The sequence below is a fragment of the Flavobacterium sp. 140616W15 genome (genome assembly GCF_003668995.1).
Taxonomy (GTDB): domain Bacteria; phylum Bacteroidota; class Bacteroidia; order Flavobacteriales; family Flavobacteriaceae; genus Flavobacterium.
Map to the genome: position 1 here is coordinate 2,027,978 of NZ_CP033068.1, position 25,954 is coordinate 2,053,931.

Sequence of the window (25,954 nt, forward strand, 5' to 3'; positions counted from 1 at the left end):
ACTAAATACTAATCAAGACACTGAAATTCAGTGTCTTGATTTTAACAAACCACACGAGATCTATATCAAATAGAGTAAAATATTGTCTAAAAATTTTAGAAGCTATAAGTTCTTTTAATTGTAAATTAGAATTAAACTAGCTTCTTACTTTCTTCATTTTGAAGATTATTTTATTATATGCAAATCCTTAAAAAAGCAGACTTATTTCTGATTTTAAATTTGATATGATATTACCCTATTTTCTTAAAAACTAGAATTTGAGTACAATTGTCATCTAGACAATGAATTTCTATAGTTGAACCAATAGCCATTATTGAATTGTTTAAATTATTTTTTGGATTACCAATAAATACATTATCTGAATTAATACTGAAGCCGTGGTCTGTTGTAAATTCATGAACAGCATTTAATTTTTTGAATTTATTATAGCCAACTCCTATTGTATTTTGCTGATAACTTGTTTTGATATTCAAAACACGTGTTCTTATTACCCACTTATCTGCTTTCTTACTGCTTTTATAAGATTCCATGTAAAAAGGTACAAGGTATTTGATAAAAAAAAATGAAGGGAGAATTACAAATATAGATCCGAAAAAAAACATGAAATCATAATTAGACAACTGGATTTGATTAATTAAACTTTCAATCATAAAAAGCAACAAAATACACACGGGAAGAACTATAAAAATAATTGCAAATAAGTGTGTTCTAAATCTGCTCTTAAGAATAACTTTTTCGTCTTTTGTTAAAGGAATTTTTTGAATACTCATTTGCAATTAATCTTAATTTGTACAAATGTATTATTTTTTCTACTAAAATTAATTTGAAATTTTGCTCGGTGAAATACCAAATTTATTCTTAAAGGCTGTGGAGAAATGATTATAGTGTTTATATCCAACCTGACGAGCTACTTCTGCAACTGTCCAGCCTGATGAGTATGATAAGAGCTGATAAGCCTCCTCCATTCTTTTATCTACTACAAATTCATGAATAGTCATTCCGAAGAGCTGTTTAAAAGAGCTTTGCAGTTTTGTACGATTCATAAAAGTCAACTCTGTCATTTGTTGAATTGTATATTGTTCCGCTTTAACCGATGCAAGAAGCTCTTTCAGATGAAAAAGTCTTTCCTTATCTATTTTGGATATATTGGTTAAAAGTTTTGTTGGTAAACTATTTGTAGCCTTATGTATTTTTATGGTAAGCAATTCTAGTAATTTACTCTCTATAAAAAACTTCTTTAAATCGCCTACATAAGGGCAATCATAAAGTTGTTTGATGATGCGATAAATATCCGGGCATATCGGATATGCTTGCCCTCCTAAAATAGCGGCTCGACTTCCTTTTAAAGCAAAAGCAAAATCCTGAAGTAAAGACAATTGTTCTCCGAATTGTTTTTTAAGCCATTCTTCAGACAGTTCAATTTCAACAGTTGTAGCACCCGAACAAATTGGAAAAGTCAAATAACCATCTAAATAAGGCTCAAAAAATAACATATGCTGTCCCTGATAGGTAGGTAAAACAGAACCATTGCTCTCACGTGATTCATACAAAGTAGCTCCAGTAGAGAGTTCAAAATGCATTTGGATATAGCCTGATGTACTTAGAACTTTTAATTTTTGTTGTTCAAAAATATTCTTTTTGTAGAAATGAATGAATACTCCATCAATTTGAATTGTACGTTTTTCAATCTTAAATTCCTTAGTTTCAATCTTGGTTTGAGTCTCTAAAATACTTTCTTGACCAGACAATATATATCCCCGATTTACTTCGATAACAGTTTTGGGAAGAGTTAACTGGGTGTTTTTTAATTCAATTTTCATCATAACATACTAATCCTAGATATTACTGCTATTACCGTATATAATGCTGTTAATACCGTATACCTATCTCTTTATTTTTGCACTTGTTTTTATTAAGTCTTAATAATGCAAATTTATAAATTAAATGAAATACTTATACTATACAGCTACATTTTTGATTTTCTTCTGTTCGATAATAACAGAGGTAACAGCACAAAATTTATCTAAACGCATACATGGTCAGGTTCTTTTTGAAAATGGATCGGCAATTCATGCTGCAAATATCATACTAACTGGCGCTAATCTCCATGTACAAACCGATGCTCAAGGTTATTTTAATTTAAACACAATCCCTACAAAGTCTGATACCTTAAAGGTAAGCTATATGGGAATGAAGACTGAATCACGAGTTTTGCACCTCCTAGACAAAAAAGACTTAGAACTTTTATTTATCCTTTCGGATGGATCTGTTCAAATTGATGAAGTTAAAGTTTACGGAAAGAGTGCTAATAAATCAGCTAAAAGTGAAACAGTTAAAGCTGAGATCATCGATACGAAAGCTGTTCAGGGACAGGCTGCTACTCTAGTTGAATTAATGAATCAGGCAGCAGGGGTACGCATACGTCAGTCGGGAGGATTAGGCGCTAACACTAATATCATGCTAAATGGTTTTCAAGGAAAAGCTATTAAAGTCTTTAAAGACGGAATCCCTACAGATTACCTGGGCAATGCATTTAATATTTCGGCAATTCCAATCAATATCCTCGAACGTGTTGAGGTTTTTAAAGGTGTATTGCCTACCAATATTGGTGCAGACGCACTCGGAGGAGCTATTAACATGGTTTCTCGTGCAGATCAACAGCGTTATTTAGCCTTATCCTATGAGTTAGGTTCCTTTAATACGCATAGAGTATCAGCCAATTTATTGTATAATACTCCTGATCGCAAACTTTTCTGGGGTTTAAATTCTTTCTACAATTATTCAGATAATAATTATTCTGTTATAGCAGGTGTGCCTGATCAAGAAACAGCTAATGTAATTCCGACAAAAGTAAAACTCTTCCATAATGCTTATAAGCAAATCTACGCGGAAGCTTTTATCGGGTTACGAGATTTATCTTGGGCAGATGAATTTCGTGTAGGATTGACATCTTTTTACATCAAGCGTGACAATCAGTTTGCCGCATTGATGGAAAAACCATACGGCGCATCATATAATGAGCAGTACACACCTATAATTCCTACTGTACGATATAAAAAGAAATTTATTGATGGCCGTCTTGATGTTGATCAATTTTTAGTGTACAGTAAAATCAATAGTCTTCGTGTGGATACTTTAAGAGGATCGTATGATTGGTTTGGTAAATATCATCCTCCTGTTAATCAAAATCAGCGTGGGGAAAGTGGAAATCCATCTCTTTTAGATGCTTGGTTTGCTAATTTCACCTCTCGAACTGGAATAAATTATTCGCTTTCTGCTAATCATAACATTGCTTTCAACTTTATCTACAATGCTTTTTCTCGAACTGGAAAAGATCCCTATGGAGCCAAAACTACTGGTCAGAATCCTGTTGACTTACAAAGTCTGCCAGCTGATTATAACAAAGCTATAGCAACATTAGGACTGAACTCTAATCTAATGGATGAAAAACTAAAAAATAGCTTTCAGCTTAAATTTTATCATGCCAATATGGTTGGGCAAGAAGTTGATGTAAATACAGCAATGTTAAAAGGAGAAACCTCAAAGGCTACTATCTCTACCTTCGGATTAGCTGAATCCTTAAAATACGATTGGACGAAACAGACCTTTATGAGAATTTCTGGAGAATTGGCTACACGGCTACCTGAACAAAATGAGATACTTGGTGATGGTTCTTTTGCATTATCGAATTTTAATCTAAAACCAGAACGCAGCTTAAATGGGAATATCGGTTTTGGTACTGGTAAAGAAGGTCTTTTTGATTTAGAATTAAATGGTTTTTATCGCATTACCAAAGACTTAATCCATGCAGTACCTATGAACTTAATTTACACACAAAACATAAATGTAGAGCAAGTTAGAGGAATCGGTTTAGAAACTGATCTGCATGTGACTCCATTATCTTGGTTGCGCCTAAATGGGAACTTCACCTATCAAGATTTCCGCCTGTATCATGTTGAAGATCCTCTGTTGCACTATTTGGAAGGTGCAAGATTACGTAATATGCCTTTCTTCTTTGCCAATTTATCTACCGATGTACATCTTTCAAAAGTCTTTAACAAACAAGATCAATTAAAAATCTATTGGAATATGGGCTATGTACATCAATATTACCTCGATTATATTCCTAAAGATACTGAGCCTAACGGATTTTTAGGTCTTTGGGGAGATGCAAAGGTTAATGCTCCTAATGTCATTCCTACACAAACAATTCAAAGTGCTGGAATGCTGTGGACTCCATGGAAAGATCGCTTATTATCTGTGAATATTGAATGCAAAAATATATTTGATAAAACAGTCTATGATAATTTCCGTGTGCAAAATGCTGGTCGCAGCTTTCACCTCAAGCTGAATTATATTTTGAAATATTAATCCTAAAATTAAAATAAATAACGATGAAAAATAGATTTTTAACTACGGTACTATCCTTAACTATGGGTGGTTTAATGCTAACATCTTGCAGTAAAGATGACAATAATGAAACAAGTACAACAGCACCTTCTGCATCGGGTAAATATGTACTCTTAACAGCCGAGAGCACAACAGCAAATGCAGGTTACTATGCGGCTTATACTAATTTGCCTAATGGTCCTGTAGACAACATAGGCGGGTATTCTTTACAAGCTCGAGCTTATGGAGGTTTTAGACATTATAAAAACTGGATCTTTAATAAAGCTACTCTATCAGGAGAAACAGGTGTTGTACGTTTTTCTTTAAATGCTTCTGGGATATTAGAACAATCTGGATTTATAAAATGCGGTACATCGGCACAAAACTTAGTGGTAGATGAAAACACCGGTTTTTATTTTGATGCTGATCGTGGGAAGACAAAAATTCAAAAGTTCAACCCTTCTACTATGAAAAGAACTGGAGAAATTGATCTAACTGAATTAGTAGAAAAAGGCAATGGAATCAGTACTAATGTTACTACTGGAGATCAGACTATTGTTGCAAAAGAAGGCAAATTGTTTGTTAATATTAATTATTCTCGCGAAGGTGGTTCTGGTTTTAATGACAATACTCGCAATTTTACATTAGCTGTTATTGATATTGCAACAAGCAAACCTGAGAAAACTATTGTACACTCTTTTGTCAAAAATCAAGGACATGCTCGTTCTGAATTTCCTGCTTGGACTCAGGCTACTGATGGAAGTATCTACTTGGTAACAACGGGTTGGGATAATAATAATTTAGGGGTTTTAGAACCACAACCTTCAACAATCTTCCGTATCAAAGCTGGGCAAACCGATTTTGATCAGAGCTGGTATCTAAAATCAACAGATCTTGGTATGCCTTCTGGAGCACAACTATGGAGTTTAAGAGTGTATCATGGAAAGTTATTTGTTGATGTATCTGAGAAAAAAGTTGAATTGCCTTCTTATAGCAATCTAATGGATATTATGTACCGCTTTTATGCTGTTGATATTGAAAGTAAATCGGCTAAACAAATTACAGGTCTTCCTTTAACAACTTTTGGTTTTACTATTGGTAATCTAGAAGTAATTGATGACTCTTTGTTTATTCGTATTATCAACAAAACTGAAGGAGTTAATGGGTACTATAAGTTAAATGCAGATGGTGTTTCGGCAAGTCCTGCCTTTACTATCTCACGTGGTGGAGAAGTTAAAGGTTTTGTACGCTTGTCTGGTAATTAATTGATAAATGGCAATACAAGATAAAAAACAAAAAAGTACTTGGCGTAAAATTAATAACTGGCTCCATCTTTGGCTGGGCTTAACCTCTGGAATTATTGTTTTTGTCATCTGCTTGACTGGCGTAGCCTTTGTTTTTCACGATGAAATAAACAATTTTGTCAATAGAGAAGCTCGTTTTGTTAAAGTTGAAGATGGTCTAGAAAAGCTTCCTGTAGATTCTATTTTGGAAAGTGTAAAACAGCAATATCCGAAAATAATGCTGATGCAATATACGAGCTATAAAGACTCCACTAAATCTATAAAGATCATGTGTTTTGATCGCTCAGCAACACCACCGTTGCTGGGTTTAGGAAACATTTATGTGAATCCTTATACAGCTGAGGTATTAAAAATAGATTTTACCTATGGTATCTTTCGCTTTATAGCTGAGATACATGCAAATCTATTATTAGGTAAAGTTGGCGCACAGATTGTCCGTATCTCTACCATTATATTTTTGATTGAGTTGATATCAGGATTAATATGGTGGTGGCCAAAGAAATGGAATAAAACGAATGTTAATAAGAGTTTTAAGGTAAAATGGAATGCTACCTGGAAAAGGTTAAATATTGATCTGCATAATGTATTAGGATTTTATGCTTTACCATTGGGGATTATCCTAACGATAACTGGATTGATTTTAACCTATGAACCTGTGAAAAATGTTTTTTTACGGCTTTTAGCGGTACTACTGAGAGAGCCAATTTACAGAAAACATTGCCGAAGGCTGATAGCACAAAAGTAGCCATGCCTCTAGCAGATCTTTTGGCTCCTTATGAAAAAGCAGCTGTTCCGCAAATTACTATTGGTATTCCGAATCCAAAATCAGGGGCTCTTATGATTCGAACCGAGAATGAAACTAGCATGGTAACTTATAGAGGTGATATTACTTACGTGAATATCTATTCGGGTGAAAAATTAGATCTGAATTCTCAGTTATTAACCGAGTTAAAGATGGAGAATATGAATTTGTCACTGCATCTAGGGACTTGGTATGGCTTACCTGCCAAAATTTTAACTTTTATAGTTTGCTTAATCTGTACCAGTCTTCCTATAACAGGTTTTATAATATGGTACAATCGAAAGTTTAAGAAAAAAAGAACCCCAAAAATTATTAATACATAACATTTAAAATTTATGAAATTATCACAAATCTTATTATTTATTATGGTCGTTTTCGGCCTACAAAATTGCATGGCTCATGCTCTTTGGGTTGAAACTAATGCTCAAGGGAAAAAAGGAGTTTCACAATTAGTTAAAGTCTATTTTGCTGAAGTTGGTGAAAAATGGGAACCTGTTAATGGCCAGGAATGGGCTATGGTGAAAAACTTTGAACTGTGGTTACAAAGTCCTAAAGGGGAACTAAGCCGTTTAGAAGTGAATTCGCAACAAGATTATTATCAAGCAACTTTCACTCCTAAGGAAGACGGAATCTATCAGGTTATTGTAAAAAACACTTCTATTGGTGCGTTAAACTTTCCAAATACGCCACCTTTTATTCCATATTTCTATGCAAAGTCAACTGTTCAGGTTGGCAATACTAAATCAACGGAAACAAATTATGAATTACCTCTTAATTTTAATTTAACCCAGAAGAAAATCAATCTTTCATTACCTGAATATGCTATAGGGAAAGCTGAAGTAAAATTATTTACTCCTTCTGGTGAATTAAAGACTTTTAAGAATTTACAAAATGGAGTTTTAGATTTTGATTTTACAGAAAAAGGAATCTACCAAATCGAGCTTCAGATTAAAGACGAACGCCCAGGAAAGGATTATGAATTTGCTTTTCATAACTTGACTTCAAATGTATTAGTTTCTAAATAAAAAAAATGGCCATCTTACTTAAGATGGCCATTTTTTATTTTACTACTTTTTAAAAGCAGCTACTCCAGTTTTTAACCAATTTTGGTATTCTTCTGCATCGGGAGTGTATGCAATCGGATCTAATAAATTATCTCCGTTATGATTTACTAACACATAAAAAGGCTGTGCGTTTGTTTTATATTTTATAGTTTGAAACTCGCTCCATTTTTGTCCAACATATTTTATTTTCTTACCTGGTCTTAGTTTAGAATCAATTTCATCACCTGGCGCCAATGGCCTCTTATCATCTACAAACAAAGATATAAGGACAACCTCATTATTCAGTATGGATAAAATTTGCTCTTTTGTCCAAACTTGTTGTTCCATTTTTCGGCAGTTTACACAAGCATATCCTGTAAAGTCAAGTAGGACTGGTTTGTTTACTTTTTTAGCATAAGCCATTCCCAAATCGTAATCATTAAAAGCTAAAATATTATGTGGTGCCATTAAATGTGCTCCTTCTGGAATTTCTCTAGTTGCACTTGCCTCACTAACTTTACTCGAACCTCCTACTCCATAAGGTGATTCACTATAATTTTGTGGTGGAGGAAAAGCACTAATAATGTTTAAAGGAGCTCCCCATAAACCTGGAATCATATAAATGGTAAACATTAATGAAACTAAACCTAAACTCAATCTTCCTACAGAAATATGCGTTACTGGTGAATCGTGTGGCAATTGTATTTTTCCAAAAAGATAAAAAGCAAGCACACCAAAAATTGCAATCCATATTGCTAAAAACACTTCACGTTCCAGGAAATGCAATTGCAATACTAAATCAGCATTTGATAAAAATTTAAATGCTAATGCTAATTCTAAAAAGCCCAATACAACTTTAACGGTGTTTAACCATCCTCCCGATTTTGGCAATGAATTTAGCCATCCCGGAAATGCTGCAAATAAAGCAAAAGGTATGGCCAAAGCCAGTGAAAATCCTAACATACCGATTATTGGACCAACTTGATCTCCTCCTGCTGCTGCTTGAACTAATAATGTTCCAACAATAGGACCTGTACATGAAAAAGATACAATAGCTAGTGCTAATGCCATGAAGAAAATCCCGATAAGCCCTCCTTTATCTGCTTTAGTATCTACTTTATTTGCCCACGAATTAGGAAGCATAATTTCAAAAGCTCCCAAAAATGAAACTGCAAAAACCAGTAATAACACAAAGAAAATAACATTGAACCATACGTTTGTAGAAAGTGCATTTAAAGCATCTGATCCAAAAATAGCACTAACTAAAGAACCTAAAAGAACATAGATGATAACAATCGAAAATCCATAAATAATTGCATTTTTAATCCCTTTAGCTCTATTTTTACTTTGCTTTGTAAAGAAACTTACTGTCATTGGAATCATTGGAAAAACACAAGGCGTTAACAAAGCTGCAAATCCTGAAAAGAAAGCGATAATAAATATGGCTAATAAACTTCTGTCTGAAGATTTGTCTTTCTTCTTAGCAATTCCTTTTTCATCCAAAGCTACTTTATTGTCTCCCTTAGAAACTGCATCAACCAAGATTTCTTCTTTTACTATTGAATCAGTTAAAGTTGCATTCGATTCTATTGTTGTAACTATAGCAAGTTCTTTTTTATCCTCTTTTAGTTCAACTACCTCAGTAATTTTAGTCTTAGGAATAGAAAAACTTAAATCTACATAAGTTGGTGGTAAGCAATTGGCATCATCACAAACCATAAACTCTACTTCACCCGTAATTTTAAAAGCATTTTTAGAAAGCACATTGATTCGCTGTTTAAAAACAGCTTTACTTTCAAAAAACTTAATCTTCATATTAAATACAGGGTCATTAATAGTACGACCAATCCCTTCTGTTGGTTTACCAATCAATTCAAAGTTGGCATTTTTGGTAATGGTAAATGCAGTGGGTACAGGTCCATTTTCTGGCACACTTTGAGAATACAAATGCCATCCATCTGCAATGGTTGCCTCCATTACTAAGTCATATTTAGTATCAGAAACAAAGACTACCTCTGTAGTCCATTTGACTGGTTTATAAATTTGTGATATCGCATTAACACTTAAAAGAAGTGCTAACAGTGGTATTATTTTTTTCATTAGAATAATTTTTATACTATAAATAAATAGGGTCATTCTAATAATGACCCCATAAATAAACTTTCGTTGATTGTTTACTAATTCAAAAGCTCCAATATAAAAGCCACAACGAAAACCTTTACTTTATTATTTTTTAGGTTTAAATACAAGTTCATAACTTTGGGCATCCTTCATCAGTAAGGCTGTGAATTTCTGAACATCAATAGGTTTAATTGCTGTAATTATATCCACATTATTTTTTGCATCATTTCTATTATAACCTTCAACAAAGTAGTCGTAAAGTACATTCAGTTCATAACTAGTATATTCTTTTTCTTCCTTTACATCCTTCAAATTGCTAGTTAATGCCTTTTCTAAATCCTCCTTATCAATTTCACCATTTTTAATTTTATTGATTTCTTGAAAAACAATCGAAACTAATTTTTCTGCCTTTTCAGGGTCACAATCAAAATAAACATAAAAAGTAGCTTGCTCTTGCGGTCTTTTAGTTAATGAGCTGTAAACACTAGCTCCATAAGTTCCACCTTCTTGCTCTCTTAAAGTTTCTAATAATTTCATTTCTAAAACATCTTGCAAAACTTTTATTAAGTAGGTGTTTTTTAAACTATATTTTACAGGCTTTTTAAAGGCGATACGTACTGTAGCTTTTGGATCTTCCATTGGCAAAAGCACTTCTTTTTTGTTGTTGTCCTTTAACCATGCAACGGAATTATTTTTCCAGTTTTCTTTATTCTTAGTTGTTGGTAAACTAGCAATATATTTTTCTAATAAAGGCTTAAGTGTTTCTTTTGGAATATCTCCTGTAATAAAAAATATAAAATCTGCTGGGTTACTAAAACGATCTAAATAAATTGATTTTATTTTTTCTAGAGAAACCTCTTTTACAAATTTCTCATCAAACAAACGTTTTTTAGGATTATTGGTTCCGTACAAAGTAGTAGTCAAACTATCTTCCATTTTATAAGCAACATCGCCTTTACGTTGCATTAAACTATTCTGTAAATTATTTTTTAGAACCTGAAAACTATTCTCATCAAAACGTGGTTTTACAAATTGTAAATGCATGATTTGAAACATCGTTTCGATATCTTTTGTTGTAGAAGTTCCTGATATGTTTTCTTCTAAATCTGTAATACCAACTCTTGAATTTGCATTTTTACCTGCTAAAACTTTTGCCAAATCAGTTGCGTTATAATCTCCCAGACCTGACATTCGTACTAAGCTACTTACGAAACCAGCTGATGGAAGATCTTCGTCTTTCAACATTGAATTTCCTCCAAAACTTGCCGCTTCAAATAATACATTGTTTTTTTCGATTGCAGTAAATTTATAGTTAACAACAACTCCATTGCTTAAAACAAAAGTTGTTGCATCAATATCTTTAGTATGTTTTTCTGAAACAATTTTGCCTGGTTTTATAACAACATCTGAAATCAATGTTTTTCCAACAAACTCATCAGTGTAAGCAGTTAAAGTCGCATCGTTTTCTACACTCTTTATAATGTTTAATGCATGTTCTTTAGTAAGGTTATTATCTCCTTCAACTCCCGTTACATCTAAAACTCTATTGTTGTCTGTGTATAATTTTTTAATAAATTCGTGAAAATCGGTAGTATTTGCTTTCTCAAAAATTGATTTAAAAAGTTCATATTCCTTCGCAACATCAGTCATTGCTTGATTTTCTAAATAATTTTTGACAATCGTATTTACAATTTCATAATGAGGAATCTGATCTACTTTGCTAATTTTAGTTTGATAATGATTGTCATAAACAGCAATAGTTCTGTCAATTTCTGCTTGTGTGAAACCAAATTTTACGGCTCTGTTTAACTCTGTTAAAGCAATTTTAAAAGCCTCGTCTTGTTTGTTTGGCTTAGGAGAAATCATTAACCCGAACGTATTTTCTGTACGAGCTAAACTCTGATAACTACATGTAGCTGAAAAAAAAGGTGCATCTGGTTTTTGTGCAATTTCTTTTAGTCTTGAACTTAACATTCCTGATACCATTCGACTAAAAGCTAACTCTTTATAATCGGCAACAGTTTCGTCTTTTAATGATTTAGGCTGATTAATATTAAAAGAAATATTTGATGTTGTTACTTCATTATCGATTCCTAAATTATAAAGCATTTCTTTATTGTCAGGAATATCAATAACCGTTCTCTTAATCGGATTGGCGATTGCAGGAATAGTTGAAAATAATTTTTGAATTTTTTGCTCTATTTCTGCAACATCAATATCACCTACAATTGCTATTGCTTGTAAGTCTGTTCGATACCAATCGTGATAAAAATCTCTTAATGCTTTGTATTTAAAATTATCTACAACGCTCATTAGACCAATAGGCATACGATCTGCATATTTGGTATTGTTAAACATAGATGGTAATGATTTTTTAAAAAGTCTCATATCACCATTTTGTCTGGTTCTCCACTCTTCTTTTATTACGCCACGTTCCGCATCAATTTCTGCATCTGTGAGCAATAAACCATCAGCCCAATCATGTAAGATTAAAAGTGAAGTATCTATTAAACCATCTACATTGGTTGGAATATTATCCATGTTATAAACCGTCTCATCAAATGCTGTATATGCATTGATATCTTTTCCAAAAACAGCACCATGTTTCTGAAGGGTATTTAAAACTCCTTTTCCTGGAAAGTTTTTAGTACCATTAAAAGCCATATGTTCTAAAAAGTGAGCCAATCCTTGTTGATCATCATTCTCTAAAATTGAACCTACATTTTGAATAATATAATAGCTCGCCACATTTTTAATTACATCTGTTTTGTATATGTAATAAGTCATTCCGTTTTTAAGAACTCCTTTTTTTATTTTAGTATTTACTGGGAGCGGGTCATTTAATTTCACCTCTTGTGCGTTGCCATTATGGAATGCCAAAAAAAGAGAAAATACAGTTAATAGTTTTTTCATGTTTTATTTATAGTAATTTTTGGTGTATTCTTGTCTTTAGTAAAATCTGTTTCCATTAAAAAAATTGTCTCTGCACTTTTAACAATTTATAATAATCGAAACTTTTATATTTTTATAAGGAATGATTTTATGCATTACTTATTTTTTAAAAGAGTCAATAGTAATCACTACCCTATTTAAAGATGAATTTAAAAGAGTAAATGAAAATTAAACGACTGTAATTTTAGTTACAATCGTTTAATTAATAGAAAATAAAATATGAACTTCTAATTAAATTAAATATCTAGTGTATTTAATAATTGAGTAAGTTCAGGTTCTGAAGGTCTAGGAGCATCTGAACTAATTATTTTACCTTCCCTGTCTAATACAATAAAGCGTGGTATTCCCTGTATATAGTATGAAGTTATAAATGTAGATTTAATCTCTTTGTCTGCCAAAAGCTGAATACCAGTTAATCCTTGGGCTTTTATCATGTCTCTCCACTTTTTTTCATCAGCTAAGCGGTCAACAGAAATACTTACAAATTTTATATTTTTGCCATGAAATTCTTTCTCTACTTTTGCTAAATAAGGCATTTCATATTTGCATGGTCCACACCAAGTTGCCCAAACATCTATAAAAACATAGCTTCCTTTAAAATCTGAAAGTGAAGATTTTCCTCCTTTATAATTAATATAATTTGTAAAAACTGGAGATGGCATTCCTACTCCTAATTCACTGTTATTAATTTGTTGTTTTGTGTATTCTGATGCTAAACTAGTATTAAACTCTTCTAGTTTTTTTAGTTGAGATGCGGTAAAATTTGGATCTAAAACCGATTTCTTTTTATCTAATTCAACTTTAAAATTATCTGAAAATTGCTTCATTTTCTCATCGAATATCTTTTTCTCAACGTTTAAAAACTCTAGATAATCTGCTCCAAATAAACCGCCTTCTAACTTGGCTTTAAGTCCTAGAAAAGAATTCTCTTCTTCTCCTTTTCCTTTAATTGTGATACTCTTAGAAACATTTTTTGCATCAAAATTAATTTCTAAATCCATATCCTTAGTAAGATACAATGCAATGAATTTATCATAGAATCCATTAAAATAAGTTGCCTTTTCTAATTTAATAGTGTCTCTATAAGTTCCGTCTGCTTCTACTTTGATTGTAAACGATTTTGAACTAACTGGATCAAAAAGTCTAAATCCTAATCCTTCTATTGGATTTGTTATTTTTCCATGTAATATCACATAATCCTTTGTTGGATCTGCTTTCTGAAAAGAAAACAATACAATTAGTATTGCTATAAATGATAGTTTTTTCATTTTTTCAATTTTAAATTATTGGTTAAAAGAGAAGTGTGTACAATCTGTCAGAATCATTTTATCCCCAATTATTTACACACTTCTCATTTTAAAATCACTGTGGCTTAATAGCCTTTATTCTGAATAAGTGTTTTGTTTCCTATAAGTGCATCAAGAGGTATTGGCAATACAAACTGATTTACTGATATTAAGCTTGGCTTAACTGATGAAGCAATAAGGTCTCCTTGTGTATGATAACGTACGATATCAAACCAACTTTCTCCATTTTCAAAGAACAACTCTAATAATTTTTCTTGACGTATGTCATTTATCAAAGTTGCTTTATCAGAAAGATCTTTTTCTGTTACACCTGCACGGTTTCTGATCTCGTTTAAGTTTTGTAGTGCAATTGATAGATCTCCGCCTTGTTTACGAGCTTCTGCTTCTGCTTTTATTAGATATATTTCGGCTAAACGCAAGTGATACAAAGTATTACCTTGTGACGTCAATATATTCAAAAATGGATATTTACCATTGCTATTTGCTCCTTTTGTATTGGTAGCATAGGCAAACTTAAAACGTGGATCGTAACCCGATCCGTTTCCTGTTAATGATCCATCAGTTGGGGTTCCAACTTGTTCATCTGCAAGAGTTGCTAATATTTGACTGTAAGTAGTTCTTGAAACTAAATCCATATTGGTTTTACCTTCATTATCACGTCCAGTATGTGGAGCAAAAATTACTTCTGAAGAATTAAAACTTTTCTTAAAAATACCATCATATTGCGTTTCTAAGACGTATCCTTCATCATTATTAAGTACTTCATCTGCTAAATCTGAAGCTTCAGAAAATTTTCTTTCATATAAATATACCTTAGCAAGTAACGCCTTTGCAGCTAAACTTCCTGAGTAGAAATGATCAATATAAACAGGCCCGTTTACTGATGCGTATAATAAATCTTCTTCGATCTGATTGTACACTTCTGAGACTGTGTTTCTTGGATTTGCATCTAATTTATCTGAAAATTCAACTCTTAAAACCACTCCATAAGTAGAGTTCAAATCATAAAACTCTCCAAAATATCGCAGTAAGTTAAAATGTGCGAATGCTCTTTGAAACTTAGCCTCCGAAATTATTTCGGCCTTTCTAGTCTCCGAGATTCCAATAGCTTTTCCTGCATTTAATTCCTGAATTAAAAAATTGGCTAAATTGATAATCTTGTATTGCCCATTATATAATTTAGACAAAAAGCCGTTATTGACAGGGACATCATTTATATTAAATCCCTTATCACCACTCAAACCACCTTTAATTATTCCTTCATTGCCATAAGCTGCTAAATGCAATGGAAAAAAACTAACATCAAACGTTTTTCCTAAACTATAAACACCATTAAGAACTAGTTGTGCCGAAGCCTCATCTCGTACTGTATTTTCTACTGTTAGTTTATTAATTGGTTTAATATCATCAATATCACAACTACTGATCGTAATTGCTAGCGTAAAGAATAAAATCTTAATACTATTTTTTATAATTAGTTTCATCTGTTTTAAATTAAAATTGAACTTGGACACCTAAAGAGAATGATTTTGCTAATGGATACGGATCATCATTACTGATTTGATCAGTTATATTACCTCTTTCTGAAGAAACTTCCGGATCAATTCCTGGCCACTTTGTCCATGTCAATAAATTTGTACCAGTCAAAGAAAGAGTTGCTCCATCTAGTCCTATTCTGTTTAATAACTTTTTATCAAAATTGTAACTTAGCTGTATACTTTTTAAACGTAAGTATGATGTATCATATAGATATCTATCTGATATTCTTCCGCTTGATGATGGATCTGTATATAACGCTCTTGCATAACGAGCATTGGTGTTTTCTGGAGTCCAAGTATTTAAAGCATATTCACTATATTTATTTTCTCCCAAAGGATTATATGTTCCTGCTGGAATAGCATTCCAAAGTGATTTTGCTCCTACAGAAAATTGAAATAATGCACTCAATGTTAAATTCTTATAAGCAAATGTATTTGAAATCCCTCCAAAGAAATCAGGCTGAATATCACCTATGATTGTTTTATCTGCTTCTGATATTTCACCATCTCCATTAATATCTTCGTACATATAATCTCCAATTCCTGTTGATACCTTGTCGTAATAACCTGTAGGTGATGCAGCATTTAAAGCATCTACCTCATCTTGAGTTTGAAATATTTTGGCCACTTTATAACCTATGATAGTCCCTACTGGTTGCCCTTCTATAAAATAATCTGTTTGGTATTCATTAATATTTGCACCATTTAACTTCGCTAGTTTATTTCTATTAAACGACCAATTTATATTAGTTGACCAAGTAAAATTATCATTCCTTATAATATCTCCACCTAAGTTAATCTCAACTCCTCTGTTTATTACATCTATAAAGTTTGAAAAATATACAGCTGGACCTAACTCTAAAGGAATTGGTGTTCTAACCAAAGCTCCGTTTGTTTTTCTATTGTATACATCTATTCCTCCTTTTAGACGATTATTGAAAAATCCAAAATCTAAACCTAAGTTTACCTCATTAGTCGTTTCCCAACCAACATTTGGATTTGGAAAATTATCATCTGCAATTATTCCCGAATTACCATTATAAACGCTAGAAGAATTATTTTGAAAAAATTGTAGATAAGCAAAATCAGACACATTGGTTGACCCAACCTTACCTGCACTTGCTCTAAGTTTTAAAATATTAATATGATTGTTGTCTGCTAAAAACTCTTCATTAGAAATATTCCAACTTACAGATAATGAAGGGAAATATGCCCTTTTATTACCTGGTCCGAATTTAGAAGAAGTATCTGTTCTGAAATTGAAAGTGGCATTATACAAATCTTTATATCCATAATTCAAACGAGAAAACAATGAATATAAACCTGTTTTATAGCGCAAACTGCTATACCCTATTACGGCTCTAGCTGAAGAAGCATTAGTCAATACTTCATCATCTGGAAAACCTGAATAAAATTGATTTGAATTAGAAAAACTTGTATCATCCCAAGCCGCTCCAGCCATCAATCCAAATTTATGGCTAGCTAATTTGAAATCATAATTTGCAGTCAAGTTTGTTGTGATATTAGACACCATTCCATCTGCTTCACTTAAGAATGAATCATTAGGATAAAAAATAAAGTCCGTATCTGTTATTTTTGGAATAAAAGTACTGTTCTTATTATAAAATACAGATGCATTAACTTCTGTTTTTATCTTCAAATCTTTTACTGGCTGTATTTCTAAATAGCTACTTCCAATAAAATTATACGTTTTGTTATCTGCTTTATTTTTTAAGCGCATCAAAGGATTAGGCTCTAAAGTCATAAACCCATACTGATAATCTGGTTGCCCTAACAACTTCCCATTTTCATCTCTCACTGGCAAGTCAGGACGTGCTCTTGCAATAGAAGTATTAATTGTATATTGGTTTGTTATATCGTTTTCTCCTGAATTAGCTTGAGTATGTCCTAAATTAATCGAACCACCCATCTTTACATATTTATTTATATCCGAATCTAATGAAATTGACACATTATATTGTTTCATTTTATCATTAATTGTCAATCCTTCTTGGTCTATAAAAGAAGAGCTAAACATATAATTTGTATTGCTACTACCTCCGTTAAAGCTAAAATTAGCTTGTCTCGTTACTGCTACACTTCTAAAAACTTCTTTATTCCAATTTGTATCTGAAGTACCAAAATAATCATCTCTTAATCCGTCATAAACCACCATACCGGTATCAAAATCTAAATCAGTCTTTCCGATATTAGCCAAATCAAAAGCATAAAATGAGTCTAATTGACCATTATTCATAGCGGTAACACTATTATTTATCAGTTGGTTATAGAAGTTTTTGTATTGACCAGCATTTAAAACTTGCACTGTGCTAATAGGTGTTGCTAACGTAGTTGTTAAAGAAGCATTAACTTTTAAAGGTTGGTCTTTTTTACCTCTTTTTGTTTTAATTATAATTACTCCATTTGCTCCACGTGAACCATAAATAGAAGTTGCCCCTGCATCTTTTAATACATCTAGGCTTTCAATATCATTAGGGTTTAATGTTAACAATGGATTTGCTCCTTTCATATTATCTAGGTTAAAAGATATACCATCGATTACAAATAAAGGCTGATTTAATCCTCCTGCTGATGAAAGTGGTGAAGTAAATCCTCTAACATTAATTCGAACTGGAGCCCCCGGACGACCTGAATTTTGTGATACCTGAACTCCCTTTGTTAATCCGCCTAGCGCTCTGTCTATTCCAATACTTCCAGTTGCTGCTTGTACTATATCTTTTGAATCTATAGAAGAAACTGCTCCCGAAAACTCTGAACGTTTTTGTTTTCCATACCCTACAAGTACTACTTCTTCAAGTTCATTAGTTTCTTCTACAAGAACTACTTTCATCAATTCATTACTAACAGGAATGCGTTGCGTTTTAAAACCCATAAAAGATAGGATTAGGAATTTTCCTTTCGCATCCTCATTAAATTTGAATCTTCCTTCATAAGATGTAGAGGTGACGAATTTTGTACCTTCTACCACGACAGTTACTCCTGGTATCGGTATTCCCAGAACATCAACTACAAATCCTTCGATTGGTCTTTGCTCAATAACCGAAACAGTTTCTTTCTCTAACTTATTATTATACCCTGCTTGTTTTTTGAGTATTATTTGATTTCCTAAAATCTGATAAGAAATATTGGTTTTATTAAATAGTTTACCTAAGACTTCTACTAGTTGTTTTTTTTCTACGTTTAAATCAATTTTTTGATTCACGTTTAATTCATTCTTATTATAAAAAAAATGAAAGTCGGTTTGGTCTTCAATAATTTTAAAAACATTTACTAAAGCTACCCCGTTTACATCCATGGTAACTTTTTTATTTTGTCCGTAACTACTTGAAGCGCTAACTTGTAAAAGACTGGTAAATAAAAATAAGATTGTAAATTTCATTTTTAAGTTTGCATTATTAAAAATGCGCGGCCACGCACCTGAAATTGGTTGTTTTTTCATAAGTTTACACTGGTTTAGTTTTACTGGTTTAAGATTAAATCACTTTAAAATGATTGGAAGGTGTTGGCGCACCTTCCTTTTTTTTGGTTTAGTTAATTCTATTTCATTTTTGGTTTATTTATGGTTATTATTCTATTGTTAATAGTAAAATCAAAAGCTTCATAGGTTTGAAAGGTCTTCAAAACCTGATAAATATTTTCATTTTTAAATGTTGCAGTTATTACTATATCATCTAAATCTTTATAATTATTTATAATCTCAACATTATATTTACGTTCTAATTTATTGGAAATAACATCAAATGAATCGTCAATAAACATAAGTTCTCCAGAAACCCAAGCAACATATTTTCTAACATCTGCTACCTCTGTTTTTAATTTTTTATCTTCAAAATAAGCACGATATCCAGGTTTCAGAATTACATTATCATTCTGCTCCAATTTGCTAGAAGCGGCTATACTACCCTCTACTAAAACTGCATATGTTTTTGCGTCTTTCTTATAAGAAGTAACATTAAACTTGGTTCCTAAAACCTTAACATTCATGTCATTTGAACTAACGATAAAAGGGTGTTTTGCGTCTTTAGTAACATCAAAATAGGCTTCACCATCTAAGAATACTTGGCGTTTATCTTTCTCTACAAATCGAACAGGATAACGCAAGCTACTTCCTGAATTTAAATGGACATTTGTTCCGTCTGATAATTTTAGCTCAAAGCGCTTTCCATAAGGAATTTTTATAATATTATAAGCTAAGGTATCTTTTGCAACTGAACTACCATACTCCAATAGATTCCCTTTTTGTTTGCCTACAACATTTCCGTTAACATCTACAACTTGTGTAGTGCCATCCTCTTTTATTATCTGAATAGCTCCATTCTCTAATTGTAGTGTTATAGCTTCCTCAGGAACTTTAAAAGTTGATTTAGCATCATCGTTCTTTTGATAATATAAAAAACCAATTGACAATAAAACAATCACTATTGCTGCATATTTCAAAAAGACTTTTTTATGCTTTAAAATTCTTAACAAGAGTGTAGGTTTCTCAGAATATTCAAGTTCTATAGGTCGTTGCAATTGAGATACAATGTTTTCCCAAGCCTTATCTTTATTTATTTTTTCAGCAAATCCAATTCTTCTTGATTTTTTGTAAAACAACAGGTACTCAGAAAAAATAAATTCATTTTCTGAACTGCTCTTTATCCATTCGTTAAGGGTATTAAATTGACTTTCGCTAATTCCTTCTTTTGAAGTATAAGCTAAAAGTATCTCTAATATATTTTGTGGAATATCATTCATTATTTAGATCTAATTATTGTATAGATTATAAAAAATGAAAAATGGGTGACAAAAAATCAAACTTTTTTTAAACTATTAGTACTGTTATAATTATATCCAATGAATTTCGTAGTTGTTTTAAGGCTCTTGAGTAATGTGTTTTAACTGTATTTACTGATATTCCGAGCTCTAAAGCAACTTCTTTATACTTTAAATTATTCAGTACAATCGCTTTAAAAACTTCTTTACTTTTTAAAGGTAAAGCTTCGATTTGTTCGTAAAGTTTCTTTTTTTCTTGCTCTATAAAATCCATATCTAGATGATCATCATCTAATAACGTATGAATCTGATCTTCAATTTCTTCAAATATGTATCTGTTATTTTTTTAGTTGCCTGTAAAGTATTGTTTTTTACAGAACGAAAAAGATACGGACCAATGGCTGTATCAAGATTCATATAAAGCTTTTCATCCCAAAACTTTATGAATAAATCTTGCACAATATCTTCGGCTAATTCAAATGAATCACAATACTTAAAAGAATATATACTTAAAGGCATATAATATAAGTCAAATAATTCCTTGTAGGCTGAAGAATCTCCCAACCTGAGTTTTTCAAGGATTATTATATCATGTGACTGCATAAAGAATAATTACTTTTTTTTGAGTATAATTAAAGCTGGAGCGCTTCGTTGTAAGATAAAACTTTATCATTATTAAAAACTTTCGAAATATAGTATATTTTACTATAACATCAATTTATGTTTTTTTTAAAACTACGTCTATCATAAAGTGTTGTGTGTTTTTTTCTACAAATGCATCTTACTAAATACATGTAAAAATGGAAAAAAAATTAATCCTTTCTATCCAAATAAATAAAAATCAAACTAATAATTACATTCAGACTAGGAAATCCAAATTTTATTAATAAGTACAGCTATTCACAAATAATAAAAAACAACAAGAATTGATCCCTCTTATTTTATTTTTATTGAAACAATGTTGCATTTATAGATAAGATTTTTATATTTGCAACACTATTGCGTTAACAAAAGGATTAAATGTGAAAATTATATATTTTCAATCACTTTGATTAGCTATAAATAGTTGAAAATTGATTCATTCAGAATGAAAAAGAAATTTAAAATTATTAATCTTCTTATGCCGTTGGTGGTAGTATTTGCAATACTATTTCCAATAGTCCATTCTTATGAACACATTCAAAATCATGTTACTTCACATAAACATACACAAAACTATAGTGAGAGTAAAAGTGAGCTTATAACACACAATCATTCTTCTGAAGAATGTGCTATATGTCATTTTAAATTTACTCCTGTTAGTACTTTTACTTTTGTGTCTTTTGAATTTTATAAAAATAGTAGCATATCATCTTATGTTTCTTATTATTTCATAACATACTCCTTTTTTTTTAAGGGATCTTTATTTGCCCTTAGAGCACCTCCTACAGTTTAAAGTAAAATCAATTGGCACTTATGTCACTCGTATTAAACTATTTTAAATAATTTTTATTTACATATTTCTACAAAACGGATTATACCAATTTGTAGGCGTCTATAATCCAATTATTTATAAAAATTATGTTTTCTTACATAGCCTATATCGTTTAAAAAGTTCTATTGAACCAAAAAGATAACTACGAGTTTTGCTTATCACATAAGCCAAGTTTTTACTATCGTTTTTATTGTTATTTCATTTTTAAAAAATCTTTGATTTCATAGAATAAGCTTCTATGAATACATCCTCCTATGTCCATTTTTTAAGTTGTCATTGCTTATAGCTATGTCATCTAGAAAATCGCATTCTATAATCCGTAATCCAAAATTAATACATATGAACAGAGTAAAACTCAAACAAGGCAAAACGAAAACAATACGATTAATGCTTGCTGGATTTGCACTAACTAGCACATTAATAGCTTGTAGTGGCAGTGATGATGACAAAATTGATACAGAATATCCCGTTATCGATATCTCAGTTGCAAATGCATTCCCGATACAATGCAGTGAAGTCACACGGGGTCAGAAACTTACGTTTAAAGCAAAATTTACTGACAATGCACAATTAGGCTCTTACAGTTTAGATATTCATCACAATTTTGACCATCATAATCATAGTACTGAGGTAAATGACTGTGCTGCTGAAGCTATAAAAAAGCCTGTTAAACCTATGCTCTATATTAATTCTGTAACGATTCCTGATGGATTAAAAAGTTATGAGGCATCTCAGGAAATCAACATTCCAGCAGATATCGATCCAGGCGATTACCATTTCCTTATTCGCTTGACAGATAAAGAAGGCTGGCAGACTATTAAAGGAATAAGCATTAAGATTAAATAAAGTGATTTTGATAAAAGAATATAAATCAAATCGATTACAGATTGTTTATCTGTTACTATTTTGTGCTGGTATTTTTACGAAAGTAACTGCACAAAGTGTTAGTATATCAGGTAAAGTTTTTTCTAATAGCAATAAACCATTAGAGAGATCTACTGTAACGATTTATCCCTCATTTGCAAACGCTTTTACAAATAAAGAAGGAACATTTTACTTTAGTCAAATTCCTAAAAACTCAAAGAAACTCATTGTTAGTTATTCGGGTTATATCCAATCTGAAATAGACCTTTCTTTAGAAAAAAACCAAAATATTCTGCCTGATATTATATTACAGCAAGAAATCAAAGAATTAGAAGAAGTTGTAATAAAGGACAATTATGAAGCACAACAGAAAAAAGAGAAATCACTTAATGTAGCTATTGTAAGCAGCAGTTTTATCCAGCGTAATCTTGGTGGCAGTCTTATGCAATCACTCCAAAGATTACCTGGTATTAAAACCATATCTATCGGTTCTGGAGGTTCAAAACCTTTAATTCGAGGATTAAGTTTCAATCAGGTTATTGTTGTAGAGAATGGTATTAAACATGAAGGCCAACAATGGGGGGCTGATCATGGTCTTGAGATTGATCAATATGCTGTAAATCGTGTAGAAATAATCAAGGGGCCATCCTCATTCATTTATGGATCTGATGCTATTGGAGGTGCTATTAATATAAAACCTTTACCATTTCCTGCCAAACACGTTTTGGGAGGAAGTGCTATCCTCACTGGCAAAACCAATAACGAACAATACGGAAGTTCTATCAATTTATTTGGCCGCAATGACAATTGGTTTTTTGATACCCGAATGACAACAATGGATTACGGAGACTATCGTGTTCCTACAACTGTTGTTCATGTATATAATTATGCTGTTCCCTTGTATAAAAATCATTTGCGTAATACGGCTGGGCGTGAACTCAATTTGCATGCAAGTACAGGATATATAAGTCAGAAGTTTAAATCGGTTTTGTATCTAAGCAATGTATATAGTAAAACTGGCTTTTTTGCCAATGCGCATGGGCTTGAACCTCGAAATGTAGATCTGGAACTTCATGATAAATCCAACCGCGATATACAGATGCCGCATCAGGAAGTAAATCATACCAAGATAAGCAACACTACTTCTTTTCAATTAGGAGAACATCGACTAGAAACTCAAGTGGGTTTTCAAAAGAATTTTCGTCGTGAATGGAGTCATTATGTGAATCATGGTTATATGCCTCCTATATATCCTGATGATATGTATGCTCCACGTGATCTTGAGCGACAATATGATAAAGAAGTTTTCTCTGCATCTGTAAAAGATGAATTCTCATTGGGCAATCATCAGTTTATTGTAGGGGTGAATACTGAATTACAACAGAATAAAATTGGTGGATGGAGTTTCTTAATTCCTGCTTTTTCTCAAATTAATGCTGGTGCATTTGCTTATGACAAAATTCAGTTAAATGAAAAATGGCTGCTACACGCTGCGCTGCGAATGGATTATGGTAGAATTAAAATGAAACAATACACCGATTGGTTTGAAAGTGAAGTAACTACTAATGGACAGACCAATTTTGAATACTTAAAACGCTCGGAAGAACTTACACGTACTTTTAAAAGTTTCACCTGGTCGACTGGAGTAAATTATAATCTGGAAAAATTCTCTTTGAAAGCCAATGCTGGGACTAGTTTCAGAATGCCGATTGCCAAAGAATTAGCATCAAACGGTGTTAATTATCATTATTTCCGATTCGAAAAAGGTGATCCAAACTTAGCTGCCGAACAATCCTATCAGTTAGATCTTGGATTAGAATGGCAGGATAATAAATGGTCTGTACAACTAAGCCCATTTTTTAATTACTTTCCAAATTACATCTACCTCAACCCCACTTCGCAACATGATATTTATTATGGTGCAGGTAATCAGATTTTTGAATATGAACAAAGCAAAGTCATGCGCTATGGGGGAGAATTACAAACACGTTATCAATTCTTAAAAAATTTAAGTGGTGAAATTCTAGTAGAATATCTTTATTCTGAACAGCTTTCTGGCAGCAAAAAAGGCTATACACTCCCCTTTTCTCCTCCTGCTTCAGTGCTATTGGGACTTACTTATAGTCCAGAAATCAAGAATCTAAGAGATAGTTATTTCTCATTGGATTATCGTTTTACTGCCGAACAAAATCAAATTGTACCTCCTGAAAAGAAAACTGCCAGCAGTCATGTTTTTAATCTTGCTCTAGGAACAAAAGTAAAAGCAGGACAACAAGATTTAGATATTTCACTGCAAGTACAAAACTTGTTTAATACTAAATATTTAAATCATACCAGTTTTTATCGATTAATAGAACTTCCTGAGGCAAGCAGAAACATAATCCTATCACTCAAAATCCCTTTTTTAATTCTTAATCACAAATAAATATGAACCCTTTAACACAAACCCCCTTTATGAAAAAAACAAAATTATTCCCTTTGTTCCTGCTATTTGCAAGTGCATTTACTGCATGTAACAGCGATGATGATAATGCCACCACCGAAGTTGCAAAGCCAACCATGACCAATGTAGAAATTGGTTCTGCTAATAATAAGCAAGGTGTTATTGGTCGTGATTTTCACTTTAACGCCGATATTAAAGCTGGAGACAAAATTGCTGCTGTGCAACTTAAAATACTTCCTAAAAAAGGAGAAAAATATGCAAGCGATTGGAAATTAGAACTTAGCTGGGCTGAATATGTTGGAGCCAAAAATACCACTGTACATAAACACTTCAACATCCCAAATGAAGCTCCCGAAGGCAAATATGATTTTTTCTTTATACTATTAGACAGCAATGGATCTAAGCTAGAAATTAAAGAAGATTTTACGATTGTCGATGCTGCAAATTTACCTACGGACCCATTAATTGGCAGAGATATGATTTCTCGTAACGAAAATTTAATTTATCATATGGGAACTTGGGTAGAGCCCGAACTAATCTTTAAAAAGAACGATGAACTAACGGCTCATGTTCAGATTAGCCAAATTAAAGGCGATGGAATATTGTATTCTGTACTGATTAAAAAAAGTGCTAATTATCATCCAGAGAGCATTGACAATCTTGATTTTAAAAAAGTAATCGTCATCTCTAAAGTCGAGCATAAAGGCCTTGCTTCTGCATCAAAGATTTCGACTTTGCAAAAAGTGAATGATGTTTGGGGAGGCGAAAAAATTGTTATCGGTGCAGCAACTGATGCAAACCTACCTAATGCAAACCCAATAACAGGTGAAAAAGCATGGGAATCTGGTGTATATAATTGGGTGGTTTTGTACAAAAATACAACCTACAATCTCAATGTATACAAATCAATGCCTATTACCATTAATTACTAATTTAACTAT

Annotated in this window: 18 protein-coding genes; 8 read left to right on the forward strand and 10 right to left on the reverse strand. The window is 32.1% G+C overall.

Going from position 1 to position 25,954, the window contains the following annotated elements; all coding sequences use genetic code 11:
* Window positions 1-230: 230 nt before the first annotated feature.
* On the reverse strand, window positions 231-530 hold the full coding sequence (locus EAG11_RS21665; RefSeq protein WP_164998677.1) for a hypothetical protein: 300 nt from the start codon (window positions 528-530) through the stop codon (window positions 231-233).
* A gap of 288 nt (window positions 531-818) precedes the next feature.
* Window positions 819-1,823 (reverse strand): AraC family transcriptional regulator, encoded by a 1,005-nt coding sequence (locus EAG11_RS08610; RefSeq protein ID WP_129538827.1) that lies wholly within the window; start codon window positions 1,821-1,823, stop codon window positions 819-821.
* A 121-nt stretch (window positions 1,824-1,944) separates the two neighbouring features.
* Here EAG11_RS08610 and EAG11_RS08615 point away from each other — a divergent pair, with 121 nt between their 5' ends.
* The 5 genes from EAG11_RS08615 to EAG11_RS08635 are packed head-to-tail and all read left to right on the forward strand — an operon-like array spanning window position 1,945 to window position 7,520.
* A complete protein-coding gene (locus EAG11_RS08615; protein WP_129538828.1) occupies window positions 1,945-4,371 on the forward strand; it encodes a TonB-dependent receptor in 2,427 nt (808 codons plus the stop codon).
* Window positions 4,372-4,394: 23 nt separating this feature from the next.
* Window positions 4,395-5,654 carry a hypothetical protein gene (locus EAG11_RS08620; protein WP_129538829.1) on the forward strand — a complete coding sequence of 420 codons (1,260 nt, stop codon included), beginning with the start codon at window positions 4,395-4,397 and terminating at the stop codon, window positions 5,652-5,654.
* A 7-nt stretch (window positions 5,655-5,661) separates the two neighbouring features.
* Window positions 5,662-6,438, forward strand: coding sequence for a PepSY domain-containing protein (locus EAG11_RS08625; RefSeq protein WP_129538830.1), 777 nt, complete (start codon window positions 5,662-5,664; stop codon window positions 6,436-6,438).
* A 2-nt stretch (window positions 6,439-6,440) separates the two neighbouring features.
* On the forward strand, window positions 6,441-6,818 hold the full coding sequence (locus EAG11_RS22615; protein WP_129538831.1) for a PepSY-associated TM helix domain-containing protein: 378 nt from the start codon (window positions 6,441-6,443) through the stop codon (window positions 6,816-6,818).
* 12 nt (window positions 6,819-6,830) lie between these two features.
* Window positions 6,831-7,520 carry a hypothetical protein gene (locus EAG11_RS08635; protein WP_129538832.1) on the forward strand — a complete coding sequence of 230 codons (690 nt, stop codon included), beginning with the start codon at window positions 6,831-6,833 and terminating at the stop codon, window positions 7,518-7,520.
* 42 nt (window positions 7,521-7,562) lie between these two features.
* Here EAG11_RS08635 and EAG11_RS08640 read toward each other — a convergent pair whose 3' ends face one another.
* The 8 genes from EAG11_RS08640 to EAG11_RS08675 form a co-directional block, all read right to left on the reverse strand.
* Window positions 7,563-9,638: a cytochrome c biogenesis protein CcdA gene (locus tag EAG11_RS08640; RefSeq protein ID WP_129538833.1), complete on the reverse strand. Its 2,076-nt coding sequence runs from the start codon at window positions 9,636-9,638 to the stop codon at window positions 7,563-7,565.
* A 126-nt stretch (window positions 9,639-9,764) separates the two neighbouring features.
* The gene (locus EAG11_RS08645) at window positions 9,765-12,572 is read right to left on the reverse strand and encodes a pitrilysin family protein (protein ID WP_129538834.1); all 2,808 of its coding nucleotides are present in this window, start codon (window positions 12,570-12,572) and stop codon (window positions 9,765-9,767) included.
* A gap of 275 nt (window positions 12,573-12,847) precedes the next feature.
* Entirely contained in the window at window positions 12,848-13,879 is a 1,032-nt protein-coding gene (locus tag EAG11_RS08650) for a TlpA disulfide reductase family protein (RefSeq protein WP_129538835.1), read from the reverse strand.
* A gap of 104 nt (window positions 13,880-13,983) precedes the next feature.
* Entirely contained in the window at window positions 13,984-15,402 is a 1,419-nt protein-coding gene (locus EAG11_RS08655) for a RagB/SusD family nutrient uptake outer membrane protein (protein ID WP_129538836.1), read from the reverse strand.
* Between the two features lie 10 nt (window positions 15,403-15,412).
* Window positions 15,413-18,856, reverse strand: a complete 3,444-nt coding sequence (locus EAG11_RS08660) for a TonB-dependent receptor (protein ID WP_242499306.1) — start codon at window positions 18,854-18,856, stop codon at window positions 15,413-15,415.
* 158 nt (window positions 18,857-19,014) lie between these two features.
* The gene (locus EAG11_RS08665) at window positions 19,015-20,214 is read right to left on the reverse strand and encodes a FecR family protein (RefSeq protein ID WP_129538838.1); all 1,200 of its coding nucleotides are present in this window, start codon (window positions 20,212-20,214) and stop codon (window positions 19,015-19,017) included.
* 67 nt (window positions 20,215-20,281) lie between these two features.
* Window positions 20,282-20,506 (reverse strand): RNA polymerase sigma factor, encoded by a 225-nt coding sequence (locus EAG11_RS08670; protein WP_129538839.1) that lies wholly within the window; start codon window positions 20,504-20,506, stop codon window positions 20,282-20,284.
* Window positions 20,507-20,523: 17 nt separating this feature from the next.
* Window positions 20,524-20,835 carry an RNA polymerase sigma factor gene (locus EAG11_RS08675; RefSeq protein ID WP_129538840.1) on the reverse strand — a complete coding sequence of 104 codons (312 nt, stop codon included), beginning with the start codon at window positions 20,833-20,835 and terminating at the stop codon, window positions 20,524-20,526.
* 1,210 nt (window positions 20,836-22,045) lie between these two features.
* Between EAG11_RS08675 and EAG11_RS08685 the strand changes: the two genes are divergently transcribed.
* From EAG11_RS08685 to EAG11_RS08695, 3 genes are read left to right on the forward strand one after another with little or no spacing between them, the layout of a single operon-like run.
* Window positions 22,046-22,552: a DUF4625 domain-containing protein gene (locus EAG11_RS08685; protein ID WP_129538841.1), complete on the forward strand. Its 507-nt coding sequence runs from the start codon at window positions 22,046-22,048 to the stop codon at window positions 22,550-22,552.
* 7 nt (window positions 22,553-22,559) lie between these two features.
* Complete coding sequence (locus EAG11_RS08690; protein ID WP_242499307.1) at window positions 22,560-24,995, forward strand: TonB-dependent receptor; 2,436 nt, start codon at window positions 22,560-22,562, stop codon at window positions 24,993-24,995.
* Window positions 24,996-25,024: 29 nt separating this feature from the next.
* Window positions 25,025-25,945: a DUF4625 domain-containing protein gene (locus EAG11_RS08695; RefSeq protein ID WP_129538842.1), complete on the forward strand. Its 921-nt coding sequence runs from the start codon at window positions 25,025-25,027 to the stop codon at window positions 25,943-25,945.
* Window positions 25,946-25,954 lie beyond the last annotated feature (9 nt).